At 62.2% G+C, this 17592-nt stretch carries 15 protein-coding genes; 8 read left to right on the top strand and 7 right to left on the bottom strand.

The window, feature by feature from the left end; translation table 11 throughout:
• Positions 1 to 202: 202 nt before the first annotated feature.
• Positions 203 to 1357, bottom strand: a complete 1155-nt coding sequence (locus OKW39_RS29755) for a porin (protein WP_429564254.1) — start codon at positions 1355 to 1357, stop codon at positions 203 to 205.
• A gap of 846 nt (positions 1358 to 2203) precedes the next feature.
• On the opposite strand from OKW39_RS29755, the gene OKW39_RS29750 reads away from it, so the two are divergent.
• Together OKW39_RS29750 and OKW39_RS29745 are read left to right on the top strand one after the other, a co-directional pair.
• On the top strand, positions 2204 to 2512 hold the full coding sequence (locus OKW39_RS29750; RefSeq protein ID WP_187616500.1) for a BON domain-containing protein: 309 nt from the start codon (positions 2204 to 2206) through the stop codon (positions 2510 to 2512).
• Between the two features lie 366 nt (positions 2513 to 2878).
• A complete protein-coding gene (locus OKW39_RS29745; protein WP_429332591.1) occupies positions 2879 to 4039 on the top strand; it encodes an endo-1,4-beta-xylanase in 1161 nt (386 codons plus the stop codon).
• Positions 4040 to 4152: 113 nt separating this feature from the next.
• Here the strand turns inward: OKW39_RS29745 and OKW39_RS29740 are convergent, their stop codons facing one another.
• The 3 genes from OKW39_RS29740 to OKW39_RS29730 form a co-directional block, all read right to left on the bottom strand.
• Positions 4153 to 5718, bottom strand: a complete 1566-nt coding sequence (locus tag OKW39_RS29740; RefSeq protein ID WP_090810641.1) for an alpha/beta hydrolase — start codon at positions 5716 to 5718, stop codon at positions 4153 to 4155.
• Between the two features lie 467 nt (positions 5719 to 6185).
• Positions 6186 to 6404 carry a YMGG-like glycine zipper-containing protein gene (locus tag OKW39_RS29735; RefSeq protein WP_018422694.1) on the bottom strand — a complete coding sequence of 73 codons (219 nt, stop codon included), beginning with the start codon at positions 6402 to 6404 and terminating at the stop codon, positions 6186 to 6188.
• 11 nt (positions 6405 to 6415) lie between these two features.
• Positions 6416 to 6793 (bottom strand): hypothetical protein, encoded by a 378-nt coding sequence (locus tag OKW39_RS29730; RefSeq protein ID WP_090810644.1) that lies wholly within the window; start codon positions 6791 to 6793, stop codon positions 6416 to 6418.
• Between the two features lie 897 nt (positions 6794 to 7690).
• Here OKW39_RS29730 and OKW39_RS29725 point away from each other — a divergent pair.
• Both OKW39_RS29725 and OKW39_RS29720 read left to right on the top strand, forming a co-directional pair.
• On the top strand, positions 7691 to 8149 hold the full coding sequence (locus OKW39_RS29725) for a helix-turn-helix transcriptional regulator (protein ID WP_184061753.1): 459 nt from the start codon (positions 7691 to 7693) through the stop codon (positions 8147 to 8149).
• Positions 8150 to 8151: 2 nt separating this feature from the next.
• The gene (locus OKW39_RS29720; RefSeq protein WP_429564253.1) at positions 8152 to 9477 is read left to right on the top strand and encodes a type II toxin-antitoxin system HipA family toxin; all 1326 of its coding nucleotides are present in this window, start codon (positions 8152 to 8154) and stop codon (positions 9475 to 9477) included.
• A gap of 40 nt (positions 9478 to 9517) precedes the next feature.
• On the opposite strand, the gene OKW39_RS29715 is transcribed toward OKW39_RS29720, so the two are convergent.
• A complete protein-coding gene (locus OKW39_RS29715; protein ID WP_184061755.1) occupies positions 9518 to 10195 on the bottom strand; it encodes a FadR/GntR family transcriptional regulator in 678 nt (225 codons plus the stop codon).
• Between the two features lie 220 nt (positions 10196 to 10415).
• Between OKW39_RS29715 and OKW39_RS29710 the strand changes: the two genes are divergently transcribed.
• From OKW39_RS29710 to OKW39_RS29695, 4 genes are all read left to right on the top strand, one after another.
• Positions 10416 to 12200 carry a gamma-glutamyltransferase family protein gene (locus tag OKW39_RS29710; protein ID WP_429564252.1) on the top strand — a complete coding sequence of 595 codons (1785 nt, stop codon included), beginning with the start codon at positions 10416 to 10418 and terminating at the stop codon, positions 12198 to 12200.
• A 69-nt stretch (positions 12201 to 12269) separates the two neighbouring features.
• Positions 12270 to 13697: an MFS transporter gene (locus OKW39_RS29705; protein ID WP_429564251.1), complete on the top strand. Its 1428-nt coding sequence runs from the start codon at positions 12270 to 12272 to the stop codon at positions 13695 to 13697.
• Positions 13698 to 13735: 38 nt separating this feature from the next.
• The gene (locus OKW39_RS29700) at positions 13736 to 14299 is read left to right on the top strand and encodes a GAF domain-containing protein (RefSeq protein WP_429332597.1); all 564 of its coding nucleotides are present in this window, start codon (positions 13736 to 13738) and stop codon (positions 14297 to 14299) included.
• Positions 14296 to 15552 carry an MFS transporter gene (locus OKW39_RS29695; protein ID WP_429332598.1) on the top strand — a complete coding sequence of 419 codons (1257 nt, stop codon included), beginning with the start codon at positions 14296 to 14298 and terminating at the stop codon, positions 15550 to 15552. Before OKW39_RS29700 ends, OKW39_RS29695 begins: the two co-directional genes overlap by 4 nt.
• Before the next feature lie 98 nt (positions 15553 to 15650).
• Here the strand turns inward: OKW39_RS29695 and OKW39_RS29690 are convergent, their stop codons facing one another.
• On the bottom strand, positions 15651 to 15986 hold the full coding sequence (locus OKW39_RS29690; RefSeq protein WP_429564250.1) for an RcnB family protein: 336 nt from the start codon (positions 15984 to 15986) through the stop codon (positions 15651 to 15653).
• Between the two features lie 365 nt (positions 15987 to 16351).
• Positions 16352 to 17542, bottom strand: a complete 1191-nt coding sequence (locus tag OKW39_RS29685) for an arginine deiminase (protein WP_429564287.1) — start codon at positions 17540 to 17542, stop codon at positions 16352 to 16354.
• Positions 17543 to 17592 lie beyond the last annotated feature (50 nt).

The following is a 17592-nucleotide window of genomic DNA, read 5'->3' as shown; positions in this document are numbered from 1 at the left end:
CATGAGTTCTGCCTGAATCCTGTGATGAAAGCGCTCTCAGATATGAAGAGGCGCACTACGTCCGGTGATGAATTCGAAAAAAAGAAAAAGCAGCCGATGCGACGAGGGTGGAGGAGGCGTCGCACCGGCCTCTCTATGAAAGAGAAATAAACAGTCCTTGAAACAAAGAGATCACTGCGATTGCTGATCAGGCAACCTCAACTCAGAACGAGGTCATGATCCCGGCGAACACGCCGGTCTGGCTATGACCATAGTTCGGGTTGCTGTTCGACGACGTGCCCGTCACCGCATCGAAGTTGTTGTTGCCGTACGGCCCGTTGCCGAGGTTCAGGTTCGACGTTGAGCTGTTGTGCACGTAGCCGGCTTCCGTGTACAGGAACGTGCGCTTCGACAGCGCGTACGTCGCGGCGAGCGTGAACAGCGTTCCATTGCCGTTGCCGTTGTTCGCGTTGGCGTGGTAGACCGCAGCCGTCAACAGCGTGGGCGACGTGACCTGCCATGCAGCGCCGACCCATTCGTGGTTCACACTGGTCGGCGCGCTCACGCCGAGAGGCTGCGACGCATCGGTTACGCCCACGCTCGCGTTGGTCGCGTCAGGCGCGCTCAGGTGCTGGTAGCCCGCGTACAGCTTGACCGGACCTAGCACGTACGTGCCGCCGACAAGGGCCATCCGCGAAGCAGAGTAGACGTTGTTGAACGAGCCGTTGGCGCCGCGCACTTCGTCATAGATCACGCGGACGTCGCCGTTGCCCCACGTGTACACACCTTCGACCGCGTTCGTACGACCCTGGCCGGTCGGCACGCCAGCCGAGTTGACAGGCGCCGAGTTCCAGCTCGTGTTGTTGGTCAGCGAATACTGGCCCTTCAGCACGAGGCCGCCGAACAGCACCGGCGAGTTGTACTCCGCGCCGTTGCTGGTGCTCGCCCAGTTGCGACCGCGCACCAGTGTCGAGATCGCGTAGCGCTGCATCACCTGCGGGTCGGTGCCCCAGCTGTCCTGCGAAAGTTCGCCGGCGCCGAGGTTACCGATCTTGAACAAACCCCAGTGGTCGTTCGTCAGCCCCACCGTTGCGTGACGGCCGAACAGATTGCCGGCGGATGCACCGGTCATCGTGTTGAGCTGTCCTTCGAGCTGGAAGACCGTCTTCGTGCCGCCGCCGATATCTTCGGCGCCCTGCAGGCCGAACCACGAGCAACCCCAGTCGCCGCTTTGGGCTGACCATGCGTGGCCGCCCGGGAGGCCGGTTTCAAACTGGATGCCGTTGTCGATACGGCCGTACAACGTGACACTGCTCTGCGCATGGGCCACCGTCGTCGCGGCTGCCATCACCGACATAGCAATAAGCTTCTTCTTCATTTAGATATCCTTATATATATATTTTGGCGTCTCCAAGCCGCACAGGACGCACGCGTTCTCACACGTTTTCCCTCTTGCCGAAATGTTCGCTACTTATTCGCTTCACATTTCGAGGCGATTATAGGGATGGCCTTGCGCCGCGCATCAAACTAACTGCTCAGGGAAAACGCTGTTATCGATAACAGTTGCGCGCCCGACGATCCCGCAGTAGCGCCCTGCTTTGTGACCATTACGTGATGGTCACAAGCGTCGGAAATCCGTTTGAACTCATGCACAGAAACGATGCGCCAATCCGTCTCGCGCGTCGCTCAGCGCTTGCTTAACAAGGAAGACGCGCTCGAATGCAAGCAAAATTTCGCGCTTGATGTTGCGAAGATGCAACGAGCCGTCTCGCTTGCATTGCCGGTTTGGGCTTGACGAACTGGCGCAGGAGCCGCCAGCAGTGGTGGACATTAGCGACTATCATCAATGCATACGATGTCGGGCAACGAGCCGGGCTCAGCCGCGTAGCAGGCTGAGTGCGGGATTGTCAGCTCATCCGTCTGGCTCTCGCGCTCCAATACGAACGCTCCAACCAGCTTCCATCCCCGGCTCTCGCTGTTCCCCCGCCACGCCGCACATGCGACGTCCCGCTCGAACACGCTGCCCTTGCAACTTTTCTGCGGGCGACGGCACGACCGCCCATCGCCCCGACTGGCAAAACCTCGGCGCGCAACCGCGATAACCGCGACGCATGCAGTGAAATGAGGATTTTGTCCAGTGCACTTCCGACGCCTCGCATCGAGTCGAACCGGAAGATTTGCCGGCGGATTTTGCCGGCACACCTTGGCACTCTAAGGAGGTATCGTGAAAACAGCCCTTGTTTCTACACTCGCGCTGCTGATTTCAAGCGCAATAGCGCCGGCGGCCCATGCCCAGGATTCGCAAGCCACCGACCAACAACTCGCCCATAGCGTGCGGGTCGCGGAGGCGCACAGCGGAGTCGGGATGTCACATGTGTTCGTCTTTGCCCACTCGGGGCAGATCACGCTGCTCGGATGGGTGCCCGAGCGGGACCATGTCGCGCGTGCCGAGCAGAGTGCGATGTCGGTACCGGGTGTCACCTCGGTGGACAACCGGCTCTCGCCCGACGCTGGCTCGCTGAACGGGCATTGAAATCAAACTGAATCGCGGCGCGGACGACGATTGAAGCAAACCCGCGCGTTCAACGGATTCGGTTTTCCTGTCTCGCCAGTTGGGATTCAGTGACTGGCGCCCTGTTTCGCGCCGTTAGCCGCGCGTCGGTTCCGTGCAATCCCCATCTGAAAGCGCTTTCAACCCACGCCGTGTCAAACCGGTCGACTCGACGCTGATTCACCATCCATGTCTCGTCGATATGTCAGGTAAATCCCTCATAGCGGGGCTGACAGAGGCTGCTTAACATCTCCCGCTGTTACCGGTAACGATGAACATAGTTAGAGAAGACATCCGAACCGGCATTGCGTCACAAGGAGACCAGGAGTGCGTCCTTTGAGGACTTCAATGCGCATGCTCTGCGCAGCCGTCGCCGTTTGCGCGCTCGCAACCGCAGGCTGCGCGCACAACCAGGCCGCCGTCGCTCATGACGGCCGGCCGCTCGCCGCGGCGCCCGCTGAGGCGCTGCCGCCATTGCGCAGTGTGATGGCCGCGCACTTCAAGGTCGGCGCGGCGATTGAACCTGATTCAATCGACAGTCCCGCCGACGCGGCGCTCGTTGCCGCCCAGTTCTCGAGCCTGACCGCCGAGAACAAGATGAAGCCGGGCACGATCGGCGTCGCGGAAGGCAAGTACAACTTCGAACCGGCCGACAGGATCGTCGCGTTCGCGCAAGCGCACGGCATTGCGGTGCGCGGGCACACGCTCTTGTGGCACTTCAAGGCCGGCGACTGGACCGAGGCGCCGGACTGGTTCTTCGCCGGCGATCCGAAAGATCCGCTCTATCACGACATCGTCGCGAAGCGGCTCGATCGATATGTAACCGACGTCGTCACACACTTCCGAGGCAAGGTCTACGCGTGGGACGTAGTCAACGAAGTGATCAGCGACGATCCGCATCAGGTGTATCGCGAAGACAGTCCGTGGTATCGGACGCTCGGCAAGGACTACATCGCGATCGCCTTCCGCGCGGCGCGCGCGGCGGACCCGAACGTGAAGCTCTATATCAACGAGTACAACACCGACGATCCGCGCAAGCGCGCAAAGCTGCTCGCGGTGATTCGCGATTTGCGCGCGCAGGGCGTGCCGATCGACGGTGTCGGGCATCAGATGCATATCAGCGTAAATTGGCCGCCGCTGCCGAACATCAAGCAGGCGTTCGACGACGTCGCCGCGCTCGGCCTCGAAAACCAGGTGACCGAGCTCGACGTAAGTCTCTATGCCGATCCCGGTGAATGCTGGAGCGATCCGCATGCATGTCTGCCGGACCTCGGGCATCCAGTGCCGAACGACATCATGCGCGCGCAGGCCGAGCGTTATCGCGCCGTGTTCGCTCTGTTCGAGCAGGAGCCGAGCATCAAGGCGGTCACGTTCTGGGGCTATTCGGACAAGCACACGTGGCTGACGTCGACGCCGGTGCCGCGCAACAACCTGCCGCTGCCGTTCGATGCGAACCTGCAGCCGAAAGCGGCGCTGTGGACGATCGTCGATTCGTCGTATCAGCCGTAACGTCGATCTTCGAGCCGAAAAGCAGGCGGTCCGCGGTAAGTGCGGGCCGTCTGGTCACATCTCGCGAGGGTGGCAGTGCAATTGCCGTCAGCTTGATTCAAAGCATCGAGATTTCAAGGCTCGTCCGAGCCGACCTGCTCGAGCGCATTCAGATTTTCGGGGAAATCGTCGGGCGGACCGTCGGCGGTTTCATGCGTGCGCGGCGGTGACTTGACGACCGGCGGCGGCATCTTGCCGATGCCTTCGTCGATACGCTGCAGCAGATACGGGAAGAACGGATTCGACGCGATGCGGAACATCGAATCGAGCGTCAGAATCAGTGTGCCGCGTTCGCCGCGCGGCGCGAGCGTGCCGAGGTTCTCGTTGAAGTTCTCCGAATCGTCCGGCGCGATGCCGTACAGCGCGTCGGTGATCGGGAATGGAATCGCGACGTGCGACAACGAGAAAATATCCTGCGGATAGTCGATATCCAGCGGCTTGACACGCGTTTGCACTTCGCCCGCATAAACGCTGCGCTCGACAGTATGCGCTGAATCCGGCGACACGTTGGTGATCACCGTCGTGCGATAGTTCTGCGGACCGATGCGCAGTAGGCGCGAGAGCGCCGTGTACGACGCGGAGCGCAGGAAGGTCCTGAAGCGCACGCTGCGGTTCACGTCGAACAGCACGATTTCGCTGCCGTTCTCCGGCAGCTTGTCGTAGAGCGCCGACATCACCGCTGGCGTGCTGACCGTGAAATCCGTCACCGATTGGAACGTGAGGATAGGCGGCAACTTATCGAGCCGGTTCTCGCGCTCGAGCCGCGCAATCTGATCCTGAATCACGCTCGTGAGGAGAAAGGACTGTCGCGCGCCATTCACCGGAAACGAGTTGTACTTGAACGGGTTGAACTCCGGCACGATGCCGAGCCAAGCGGCGCGCGCGAAGGCCGGCAGCACCGCGGGCAATCCGGCGAGACCGGCAAAGCGTGCGTAACGCGTGACGCCGATCATCGGCGAGATCAGCACGACGCGCGTCGGACGCGCGAGCGCGGGATTCTCGATCGCGTCGAGCGCATATTGCAGTGCGAGCGCGCCGCCGTTCGAAAACCCGACCAGCTCGATCGGCTTGTCCGGCCCCACGCGACGGCGCGCTTCACGCACCGCGAGCCGAGTGGCCGCGGTCCAGTCCTGCCAGTGCACGTCGACGAGCCCCGCCGGCACCGTGCCATGTCCGGGTAAGCGGATGCCGATCGCGACGAAACCGCGATCACGATATCGACGCGCGATATGCCGCATGCTGTACGGCGCATCCGTCATGCCGTGCAGCAGCACGACCGCGCCGACGGGTGGCCCCGACGGCTCGAGAATGTACGAGTGATTCCAGTTTTCGGCGAAATGCCACGGAAAAATCGGCGAGCCCTCGTAATAGCGGTTCGCCGGAATGCGCTCGGACGGCCGCAGCTTTTCAACGACATTGACGCGCACGTCGTCGAAAATCCGATTTTCCGCTTTGATGTATGCGTTCCAGTCGGCGGTGTCCATTTCCTCGACGGTCATTTCGCGCGGCACATAGGTGTGCCATACCGACAGCTCCGGCCCGCGCTGCGAATACCACGCGCGTAGCCCCAATGCGAGCACCGCCAGCAGCACCAGAACCCATGCACTTATCTTTATCACCTTCAGTGACGTGCGCAGCATTCGTGTTCTCTTGATGAGATGAAGGTTGCACCGCGCGCAGACTGCTCTCTGCGTGGTGTGCGCATGCCGCCATCGCGGCGGCTTCCGATGTGGATATCCTAAGGGCTTTTAATCATCGGTTCAAACTTTGTCGGCCGGGAGGGCAACGCGACGTCGACAGCGGCTCGAGTATGAACGGATGATTTTCATGACGAACTGGGGATGCGCGATGTCGCGAGCGCGAATGAATTCGCCCCATTCGCTTCGCTACTTGACATTCGACGTGAGGAAAATGGCACGGAATGCATACGGCATCGCGGAGAAGGGAGAGGTGCCCCATGGAAGAACGGTCCTTCAGCGACGCCTCGGAAATCGCTTCACTCGACGGCCGTGGAATGCCTGATCAAGGCCTGATCGGGCCGTGTGCTTCAGTAACGAAACCGGGACGTGACCCAGGTCGCGCCCCAGCCTTGCCTGCTCGCCGGTAATTACTGACGGCCGCGGATATTGCCGGCCACGCCGCCCGCCGCGCCGCCGATGATCGCGCCGGTCCACGCATCGCCGCCGGAGATCGCCGCGATGCCCGCACCGGCGCCCGCGCCAAGTGCCGCGCCGCTCACCGTTCCCTGCGTCTGCGGGCTCATGTCCGTGCAACCGATCATCGCAGCCAGTGCGCCAATACTGACGATCCACCCAAGTCGTTTCATGATCGTTCTCCTTACTGATTTTTTTTCAGGCCGGGCATGACCATCTGAAACCAGAGGGTCTCGATCACCGGGTGTTGGATCATCGTGGGATTGGCGGCGTAGTAGCCGTCGAGGCCTTGACGCACGCTGTCCAGTGTCTGGCCTTGCATGCCCTTGCCGAAGCGCTGTGCGATGTCATTGCTGTTCGCCATGTTGCCGGCATAGGCGCGCTCGACGTCGATCAAATTCGAGATGCCGACCAGATACGCTTTCTTCTGCTCATCGGTCGACTGCATCCATTGCTGGCCTGTGACAATTGGAATGCTCTCCGCACGCGCCACGTTGCCCATCATTGCCAGCGATAGAAAAGTCAGAGATAACAGCGTTCGCCATTGTGGTTTGCTTGCCATCACATACTCCAAAGAAGTTATGTTCTCCAGCGGCCCGCCGGCGACCGCATCCGGCGGCGTCGATCGCGTTATTTGGAAAAATGGTCTGTGTGTCTCGTCGAATCTCCTTTCAGGTTCACCGGTCGGCGTGGTTCGCCGGTTCGGCTTCTATTGGCGTTGGGTCGTATCAGCGAATAGACACCTTGATGGCAGAAAATCTCATGGCGGATTGGAGTGATTTGCACAGATGCTGTAGGCGCGCAACGATTGGACTCGTGTTGGCGTCGCCGCGTAATACACGCTATAGAGTCTACAGCCTTTTCTGTAATTTCCAAGCCCGTTTCGGCTCGATGCGCGGCGCGTGACATTTGTGTCAAATTTCATTCAGCGAGCGAAAGGATACGATGCAATGCGCGTCAACACTCGTCAGTTATCCTGCGCTCGATTTGAGCGCCCGTGATATTGCTAGCGATTCGTTATCGACGGCCATTCAGTGTTCTAGCCACGCGATGCGAAAACAGCTTTTGTTTTGCCTGAATGTTCGGCTTCCTGATTAGATCGTCAATCGAAAACGATTCGGATTTATCTATTTCCGGTCGAGGCGTTGCTTCTTCTGATGGCAGCACCAACCAGCAGTGAAACAGATGCGATTTTATGGTTGCGTTTGTCCATCATCTTTATTTTCGGTGGATCACATGTTGCCTGCGGCGCAGGGGCTGCGCAGCAGCGAAGGGGGTGGCGGTGCGCGGTTGACCGTTAGTTGCGTGATGAGTAGCGTGACGGGACGCCGTTTCCAATGCGTCCGTGCTCGTCATTAACAGTCTCTAGCTTGTATTTGCTAAATACAGAGTATAGACTGTATCTGTTATTTACAGGTTTTGGGCTGTTACGCCGCCGCAGCCGAACCGGAGATCGACCGTGGACTACGCCATCAAGACACTGAGCCAGCTCAGACCGATCCTGCAGGGCTTCAGGAAGGCCGCCGGCCTCACTCAGGCCGCGATGGCCGCGCATCTCGGGGTCACGCAACAGACCTACGCGCAACTCGAAGCGAATCCGGCGACCGTCAGCGTCGAACGGCTCTTCAGGGTGTTGCGGGTCTTGCAGGTCGATCTGAAGCTCGCGCAGAGCGGATCGACGCAAAGCGTGGCCGTGGAAGACGCCGCGCCGGCGCCGAACCGCTCCCGCCGCGCCGGGAGCGGAACGCCGGCCGCCGGAGCGCCGGTCGCCGGAACGCCGGTCGACGCAAAAAGCAACGCTAAACGCGCCACGCGCGTGCCGCTCAAACCGGGACCGTCGGCGCAAAAGCCCAAAGCGGTCAAACCCGCCAAGGCAACCAAAGCGGCCAGCACCAGCAAGAAACGGGAGGACTGGTAAGCATGGCGCGCAGCACACCGAACCGTCTGAATCTGTGGATGAACGGCCTGCGGGTCGGCGCCTGGGAAACGACACGCAGCGGCGAACGTCTGAGCTATGCCGACGAATGGATCGACGATCCGCAAGGACGACCGCTATCGCTGTCGCTGCCGTTCACACCGGGCAATCAGGCGTATCGCGGCCAGATCGTCGCCGACTATTTCGACAACCTGCTGCCCGACAGCGAACCGATCCGGCGCCGCATCGCCGCGCGCTACCGGACCGGCAGCGCCGCGCCGTTTGCGTTGCTCACCGCGCTCGGCCGCGACTGCGTCGGCGCATTGCAACTGCTGTCGCCGGACGAAGAGCCGAGCGATCTGACGAGCATCCACGGTCGCGAACTCAGCGACAGCGACATCGCGGCGTTGCTACGCGGCACGACGACGGCGGCGCCGCTCGGGCAGCACGATCCGCTCGAAGACCTGCGTCTGTCGATCGCCGGCGCGCAGGAAAAAACCGCGCTGCTCCGTCATCGCAATCGCTGGCTGCTGCCCGAAGGCAGCACGCCGACCACGCACATCTTCAAGCTGCCGCTTGGGCTCGTCGGCAACATGCGCGCCGATATGCGCACGTCGGTGGAAAACGAATGGCTGTGCTCGCAGATCGTCGCGGCCTACGGGCTCCCCGTCGCGCGTTGCGAAATCGCACGATTCGATGAGCAGAAGGTATTGATCGTCGAGCGCTTTGATCGCCGTTTGTCGAGCGACGCCACGTGGATCGTGCGTCTGCCGCAAGAGGACATGTGCCAGGCCACTGGCACGTCGGCGCTGCACAAGTACGAGTCCGACGGCGGTCCGGGCATCGAGGCGATCATGGAAATACTCGCGAGGTCCACACGCGCGACGACGGACCGGCGCAACTTCTTCGCGACGCAGCTGGTTTTCTGGCTGCTCGCCGCGACCGATGGCCACGCGAAGAACTTCAGCATTGCGCATCTGCCCGGCAATCGCTACGAATCCACGCCGCTTTATGACGTGCTGTCCGCACATCCGATCATCGGCAGCGGCGCGGGGCGCCTCGCGGCGCAAAAAGTGAAACTGGCGATGGCGGTTCGCGGCAAGAACGTCCACTACCTGCTCAATCAGATCCAGCGCCGGCATTGGGTGGCCGAAGGACAGCGCGTCGGTTTTTCCGCCGCGGACGTCGATACGCTGATCGATCAGTTGACCGCGCAAACGGAGACGGTGATCGACACAGTCTCGTCGCAACTGCCCGCCGCCTTTCCGCTGGACGTGGCCGATGCGGTCTTCGACGGCATGCGCCGGCTGAACCGGAAGCTTGCGCAGTAAAGCGCCGCCATCCTGATCGACGCGCGGCACCACGGCAGCCTCACGCACGCCGCGCCGCCGCACCATCGGTCTTCGCCGACGCACGCCACTGCACGCTCAGCAGATGCTCGCGCATGCATTGCGCGGCCGCATCCGCATCGCGCGCTTTCAGCGCATTGACGATCGCCTGATGCTGTTGCGCGAAAAACTGCCGCGTCTCCTGCGCGGACGTTTTCTCGCGCACCTCCGGCTTCACCCGCATACCGTTGATCACCTCCATCAACGCAATCAACGCGGGATTACGCGTGGCATGTCCGATCAGCAAATGAAAGCGATGATCCCATTGCTGCCACTCGTCGTCGTTTTTCGCGGCGGCATTTTTGCGTGCGCATTTCTCCAGTTCCTGCAGGTCGTCGCCACTCGCTTTCGTCGCGGCCAGCGCGGCCAGCGCCGGCTCGAACAGCAGCCGCATTTCGGCGATATCCGCGGGACTGGTGCCGGCGCGCAAGCCGCGCAGCGTCGGCGCAAACTTCAGCGGCCGCGCGCCCAGATAGGTGCCGCGGCCGACGCCGCGCCACACGCGCCCCGACGCCTCGAGCGAAGCGAGCGCCGCGCGCAGGTCGCGGCGGCTCACGTCCAGTTCCTCGGCGAGCTTTCGTTCGGGCGGCAGCGCGTCGCCGTCCTTCAACTGATGATCGGCGATGTAGTCGAGCAGCGCATCCAGTACCGGTTTGTCCATGTTATCCACTGAACCAATTTGTATTGGTCCCAACCATACCAGAATCGCGGCGGCATGACATAGCAGCACCCGGTGATTTTTGATTCGCTATACTGGGTCGCATGTTGATGGTTAACACCGGGTGCAACCCGGCTTCGTTAGTTTTACGCTTTCATTTTCTTCAGTTGAACCACTCCATATTGGTTCTTCCATTCGGACCGTCGTCGCCAAGGAGTCGCGCATGTCGTTTACAACCCGTCCAGAACTGATCGGCACCTTCGGCATGGTGGCCTCGACGCACTGGCTCGCGAGCGCATCGGCGATGGCGGTCCTCGAAAAAGGCGGCAATGCGTTCGACGCCGCCGCCGCGGCCGGCTTCGTCCTGCAGATCGTCGAGCCGCATCTGAACGGTCCGGGTGGCGAGCTGCCGGTGGTGTTCTACAGCGCGCGCGAAGAACGCGTGCGCGTGCTGTGCGGACAAGGCGTGACGCCCGCGCGCATGACGATCGAGCGGATGCGCAAGATCGGGCTCGACGTGGTGCCGGGCACGGGCCTGCTGCCCGCGGTCGTGCCGGGCGCATTCGGCGCGTGGATGGCGCTGCTGCGCGACTATGGCCAGTTGCCGCTCGAAGAAGTGCTGAGCTATGCGATCGGCTACGCGGAAAACGGCTATCCGGTGCTGCCACGCATGGCATCGTCGATTCTCGCGATTCAGGACTTCTTCCGCACCGAATGGACGACCTCGGCCGAGCAATGGCTGCGCAACGGCGAGGCGCCGATGCCGAACCAGTTGTTCGCGAATCCCGCGATCGCCGAAACCTACAAGCGCATCCTGCGCGAGGCGAATACGCGCAGCGATCGCGCCGAGCAGTGCGAACGCGCGCGTGATGTCTTCTATCGCGGCTTCGTCGCCGACGCAATCGACCAGTACTTCCGTTCGACCGCCGTGCTCGACACCTCGGGCCTGCGCAATAGCGGTCTGCTCGATGCGGGCGATCTCGCGCGCTGGGAGCCAACCTACGAAGACCCGGTGTCTTACGACTACGCGGGCATGCGCGTGCACAAAACCGGCCCGTGGGGCCAGGGCCCGATGTTCCTGCAACAGCTCGCGCTGCTGAAGGGTTTCGATCTCGGCGCGATGGACCCCCTCGGGCCCGATTTCGTGCACACGGTGATCGAGTGCTCGAAGCTCGCATTCGCCGATCGCGAAGTGTTCTACGGCGACCCGGCGTTTTCGCATGTGCCGATGGACGTGCTGCTCAGCGACGCGTACAACGACGAGCGGCGCCGCCTCATCGATCCGCGCCGCGCGTCGTTCGAATTCCGCCCCGGGATGCTCGGCGACAGCGAGCAACGCGCCGCGCGCATCGTCGCGAATGCCGGGCGCGAGCAGGCCGGCGGCTTTGGCCAGGGTGAACCGACCTTCGCGCCGCTGCCCGAATTGCGCGGCGATACCGTGCATCTCGACGTGGTCGACCGCTGGGGCAACATGGTGTCGGCTACGCCGTCGGGCGGCTGGCTGCAGGCGTCGCCGGCGGTGCCGGGGCTTGGCTTCAACATCACCACGCGCGCGCAGATGTTCTGGATGGAAGAAGGCCTGCCTTCGTCACTCGGCCCGGGCCGCCGGCCGCGCACCACGCTGTCGCCGACGCTCGTCACGCGCGACGGCAAACCGTACGCGGCCTTCGGCACGCCGGGTGGCGACCAGCAGGATCAGTGGTCGCTGCAGCTGTTCCTCAAGCACGTGCATGGCGGCATGAACTTCCAGGCCGCCGCCGATGCGCCCTCGTTCCAGACCGCGCACTTCCCCGGCTCGTTCTATCCGCGCGCGATGCAGCTCGGCAAGATGTCGGCCGAGTCGCGCTTTCCGGACAGCACGCTCGGCGAACTGCACGCGCGGGGCCACGACCTCACCGTCGCGGAACCGTGGGCGCTCGGCCGGGTCTGCGCGGTCGCGATCCGCAACGGTTTGATGCGAGGCGCCGCTACACCGCGTCAGATGCAGGCCTACGCAATCGGCCGATAAGCGGCCCGAAGCAGCCATCAGCGCAGAACGCGCGGCCTCGCCGCGCCATTTCCTTCAGGAGAAGTTGCCGTGTCCGCCGTCGCCGCCCGTCTTGAAAGACTTCCCCTGTCGAGCTTTCACCGCAGACTGCTGCTGATCGGCGGGCTCGGGTACATGTTCGACGGGCTCGATTCGTCGTCGCTCGCGTTCCTGCTGCCGGTCGTCAGCAAGCTGTGGCAATTGACGAGCGCTGAGACCGGGCTCGTCGCGAGCAGCACCTATATCGGCTACTTTTTCGGCGCGTTCCTGTCGGGTGTGCTCGCCGACGTGATCGGCCGGCGCCGCATCATGATGAGCGCGCTCGCCATCTATTGCGTCGCGTCTCTCGCGAGCGCGACCGCGCACGACTGGCACACGTTCTTCGCGCTGCGCGTCGTCGCGGGCTTCGGTTCGGGCGCGGAGACGGTCGTGATCGCGCCGTTTCTCGCCGAGTTCGTGCCGCGCCGCTATCGCGGCATTTTCTGCGGCGCGTTGGTCGGCTTCATGTCGTTCGGCTATCTGACCTCGTCGATTCTCGGCTTCGCGGTGGTGCGCAACTTCGTCGACGGCTGGCGCTATCTGGCCGTGATCACGTCGCTGCCCGTCGTGATGCTGCTGTGGTGGCGCCGGACGCTGCCGGAATCGCCGCGCTGGCTCGAAAGCCAGGGCCGCGCGGCCGAAGCGAACGGCATCGTCGGCCGCATCGAAGCGGCGTTCGTCGAGCGCGGCATTGCGCTTGCGCCCGTGACTGCGAACCACGCGCTTCACGCGCTGCCCACGCCGGCCTCGACGCCGGCGCGCGGCAACGCGTGGCGCAACGTGCTCACGCTGTGGTCGCCGCGACTCGCGCGCACGACCGCGGTCAGCTGGCTGATGTGGTTCTCGGTCGCGTTCGCGTACTACTCGTTCTTCGCGTGGATCCCGAGCCTGCTCGTCAAGGAAGGGCTGACGATGACGAAGAGCTTCGGCTATTCGATTGCAATCTATGGCGCGCAGATTCCCGGTTACTTCTCGGCGGCGTGGCTCAACGAAAAGATCGGCCGCAAGGCGGTGGTCGCTTCCTACATGCTGTTCGGCGGCATCGCCGCGATCACGCTCGCGTTTTCTCACACCGGCATACAGATCATGACCGCGGGCATCGCGCTGTCGTTCTTCATGAACGGCGCATTCGCCGGCGTCTACGCTTACACGCCGGAAGTGTTTCCCACCGCGGTACGCACGACGGGCACGGGCTCGTCGTCATCGTTCGGCCGCATCGGCTCGGTCAGCGCACCGATCCTCGTCGGCCTCGTTTATCCGCTGTCCGGTTTCCTCGGTGTATTCGCGATGACCACGACGGTGCTGGTGATCGGCGCATGCGTGGTGTTCTTCTTCGGCATCGAAACGCGCAACCGCTCGCTCGAAGATATCGAGGCGAGCGAACTCGAACCGGCTCGCGACGCGCGAGGCCAGCTGAACTCCACCCGCATGCACGGCTAAACGCACTGCGACTTTTCACACTTTCCGATGCAAACGCGATGCAAATGATGCAAGGCAACCTGACCGAACCCGCACCGCACGATACGCAGATGCTGGATATCGCAGACCTCGAGCGTCTCGCGCTGGCGATGCGCCTGAAGAACCAACCGCTCGAGCTGTTCCGCGCGGTTCACGCGGTGGCGGCAAAGGCGATAGGCCTAAGCCTGTTCACGATCATGTCCTACGATGCGCGGCGTCACGAGGTCGAACGGGTCTACACGAACCTGCCGGACATCTATCCACTGGGCGGCCGCAAAAAGAAGCAAGGCACCGCGTGGTCGCGACAGATACTTCAGGATCTGAAGCCGTTTCGTGCCGCCACGTCGCAAGGCATTCGCGAGGCCTTCGACGATCATGCGGTGATGACAGGTATCGGTCTCGGCTCGATCCTCAACATTCCGATCGCCTATGATGGCGTGTGCATCGGTACGATGAACCTGACCCACAAGGAAGGCTGGTACACCAGCCGTCATGAAAGCATAGGCCTCCTGATCGGCGCCTTCCTCGTCCCCGCTCTGCTCAAGCAGAATACGGCATCCCCCGCTTGCGCCGCCCGTTCATGAAAACACCATCCGACCTGCAAAACTATCGAGCGGTGACCCATTCCGCCGTCTCGCAAGGCCGCTGGGTGCTGGTCTTCGTGCTCGCCTACCTCGCGCTGATCGCCGATGGCGCCGACGTGATGATGTACGGCCTCACCCTGTCGCGCATCAAGGACGACTTCGGGCTGACCAATGTCGAAGCGGGCGCGCTCGGCAGTCTGACCTTGCTCGGCATGGCGATCGGCGGCATTGTCGGCGGCTGGGCGAGCGATCGTCTCGGCCGCGTGCGGGTCATCGCATGGGCGCTCGCGCTGTTCTCGCTCGGCGCGGGGATGCTCGGGTTCACGCACAGCTTCGTCGAATTCGCGGCGGTGCGCTTTATCAGTTCGCTCGGCATTGGCTGCATGGTGCTGGTCACCACGCTCGTAGCCGAATATGTGCCGACAGAACGGCGCTCGCTGGTACTCGGCATGCTGCAAACCGGCATTTCGGCCGGCTATATCGTCGTGATCGCACTCAGCAACTGGATCCTGCCGCAGTACGGCTGGCGCACGCTGTACTACGTGTCTGCCGTGCCGGTGCTGCTCGCATTCGTGATCAAGTTCGCGGTGCCCGAACCGGCGGCATGGCTCGCGAGCCGGGCTGCCGACCATGCGAGCAAAACGCGGCTCGTCGACAATCGCTACGCGCAGATTTTCCGCGACCGCCAGGCGCGCACGATGTTCATCCTGTGGACCTTCGCGTCGACCTTCGTGCTGTCCGGCTTTTACGGCCTGAACAACTGGCTGCCGACGTATCTCGAGAAGGAATTGCACATCAAGTTCAGCTCGCTGACCGGCTATATGATCGGCACATACGTGGTCGCCTTCATCGGCAAGATCTTCGCGGGCTGGCTCGGTGACCGCTGGAGCCGGCGCGGCGTGTACGTGCTCGGCTGTATCGGTGCGGCACTCTTTCTGCCCGTGATCATTTTCTGGCACACCCACGACAACATTTCCACGCTGATGCTTGTCTTCGGCTTTCTGTACGGCGTGCCACTCGGCACGATCGGCACATTCATGTCGGAGAGTTTTGCGACGTCGGTGCGCGGCACCGCGGTGGGCGGCTCGTATAATCTCGGGCGCTTCTGTTCGGGGGCGGCGCCGATCGTCATCGGTTTTATCGCGACGCAGTTCTCGATCGGACTTGGCTTTCTCGTGGTCGGCGCGGTGTTCTTTTTGAGCGGCGTGACTGCATTGTTCGTTCCCGACCGGCTATACGACACGCAGCATTAAATCGACGCGAAAATGACGAAATCATGTCGTGTCGATGAATGGCCCAGGTTCCGGCGCTAAAACTGGTCGCCGGATAGCCCGGGCCCCACGAGGAAGCATTACTGGGTTCCGGCGACAATGTCTGAAATGGTCCAGTTGTTCGTCGTTACGAGCACATAGTCGCCATTGATACCCAGCCATTTGTGCCCGCGCGGCGGCGCATTGAGGCCATGTCCGCGCCAGTCGTCCATCATGAAGTTGTAGTTACGGTATTCGGCCGGCACACGTTGACCTTTATGCCAGTCACGGTGCGGAATCGTCGGCATCACCTGCTGACGGCCCGTACCGGCCATCTGGCCGCCGCCCTGGTCCTTCATGGACCCAGCCGCAATCGCGAGCGCGGACATACCGGCAAACGACAAGGCGACGAGTTGCGCAACAAAGCGATTATTCATATTCGAACCTCCGTGCGGTGGATGAAAGCTCCGAGCATTCACGCGATTGACGTGAAAAGTGATCGTCCAGCTACTCGCAGATTCATTAACTCGAACTTCATTGCAGCGATCGCTGGTCTATCGAATGTAATCCTTGCAAATCGCGAGATATCAAATTCGATAATTCAGGCGCGAAGTCGTTAAAAAGTATAGTAAAAGGAAGTTCGACTTCAAGCCGGACCTGCCCGCCACTACCGCGTGCGTCAACCCGGCGATTAGCGGGGCGATTCGATTCGTCGCGTCGATCGTCTGGACGGATCGCGCCGTTCCTGGCGGCGGCGGACGCGCGCGCCGGCGCTGTCGGCCAGATTGATTCGCTTGACTGATCAATAGTCGACCGCATCGCGGATGATCGGGCAGGTCATGCAGTGACCGCCGCCACGTCCACGGCCCAGCTCCGCACCGACGATCGTAATCACCTCGATGCCCTGCTTGCGCAACAGCGTGTTCGTGTACGTGTTGCGGTCGTATGCATAGACGACGCCCGGGGCCGCGCACACGAGGTTCGCACCGCTATCCCACTGCGTGCGCTCGCGTTGATAGTCGCTGCCGCCCGCCTCGACCACGCGCAGATGCTTCAGCCCGAGCGCCTCGGCGACGACGTCGGTGAACGGCTTGTTTTCGGCGTGCAACTCGACGCCGCTCGGATGGCTGCTCGGCCGATACGAATAGGTGCGCGTCTTCGCCATGAAGTCCGGGGCGACCAGTACGCAATCGCGATCGGCGAACGTGAACACGGTATCGAGGTGCATTGCCGCGCGAATCTTCGGCATCGCCGCGACGATCACGCGCTCGGCCGCGCCCTTCTTGAACAGCATTGCAGCCAGTTGACTGATGGCCTGCCGCGAGGTGCGCTCGCTCATGCCGATCAGCACGACGCCCTTGCCGATCGGCATCACATCGCCGCCTTCCAGCGTGGCGAGACCGTGGTCCTGAGTCGGGTCGCCCCACCACACGTTGACCTTGCCCGCGAAATCGGGGTGGAACTTGTAGATCGCCGTAGTCAGGATCGTCTCCTCGTGGCGGGCCGGCCAGTACAGCGCATTCAGCGTGACGCCGCCATAGATCCAGCACGTCGTGTCGCGCGTGTACAGCGTGTTCGGCAGCGGCGGCAGCAGATATTCGGTGCCGCCCGCCGCTTCTTTCGCGACCTCCAGCGCCTTGCCGCCATGCGCTTCCGGGAAGTCGTGAGTGGATAGCCCGCCAATCAGCGTTTCGGCCAGCTTGCGATTGTCGAGCCCTTCCAGATAGCTTCTCAATTCATCGATAAAGCCGAGGCCGACCTGATTCGGCACCACCTGGTTGTCGAGAATCCACTTCTTGCCTTCGGGCACCGCGACCGTTTCGGCGAGCAGATTGTGCATCTCCACCACTTCGACGCCGCGGTCGCGCAGCTTCGTGACGAAGTCGAAGTGGTCGCGCTTCGCGTTCTCGACCCACAGTACGTCGTCGAACAGCAGTTCATCGCAATTGCTCGGGGTAAGACGCTGATGCGCGAGCCCCGGTGTGCAGACCATCACTTTGCGCAGCTGCCCGACTTCCGAGTAGACACCCAATTCACCCGCTT

It is taken from the genome of Paraburkholderia sp. MM6662-R1 (genome assembly GCF_050436245.1).
Taxonomy (GTDB): Bacteria; Pseudomonadota; Gammaproteobacteria; order Burkholderiales; family Burkholderiaceae; genus Paraburkholderia; species Paraburkholderia tuberum.
Note: the sequence above shows the minus strand (reverse complement) of the source record. Positions and strands in the feature narration are given on the sequence as shown.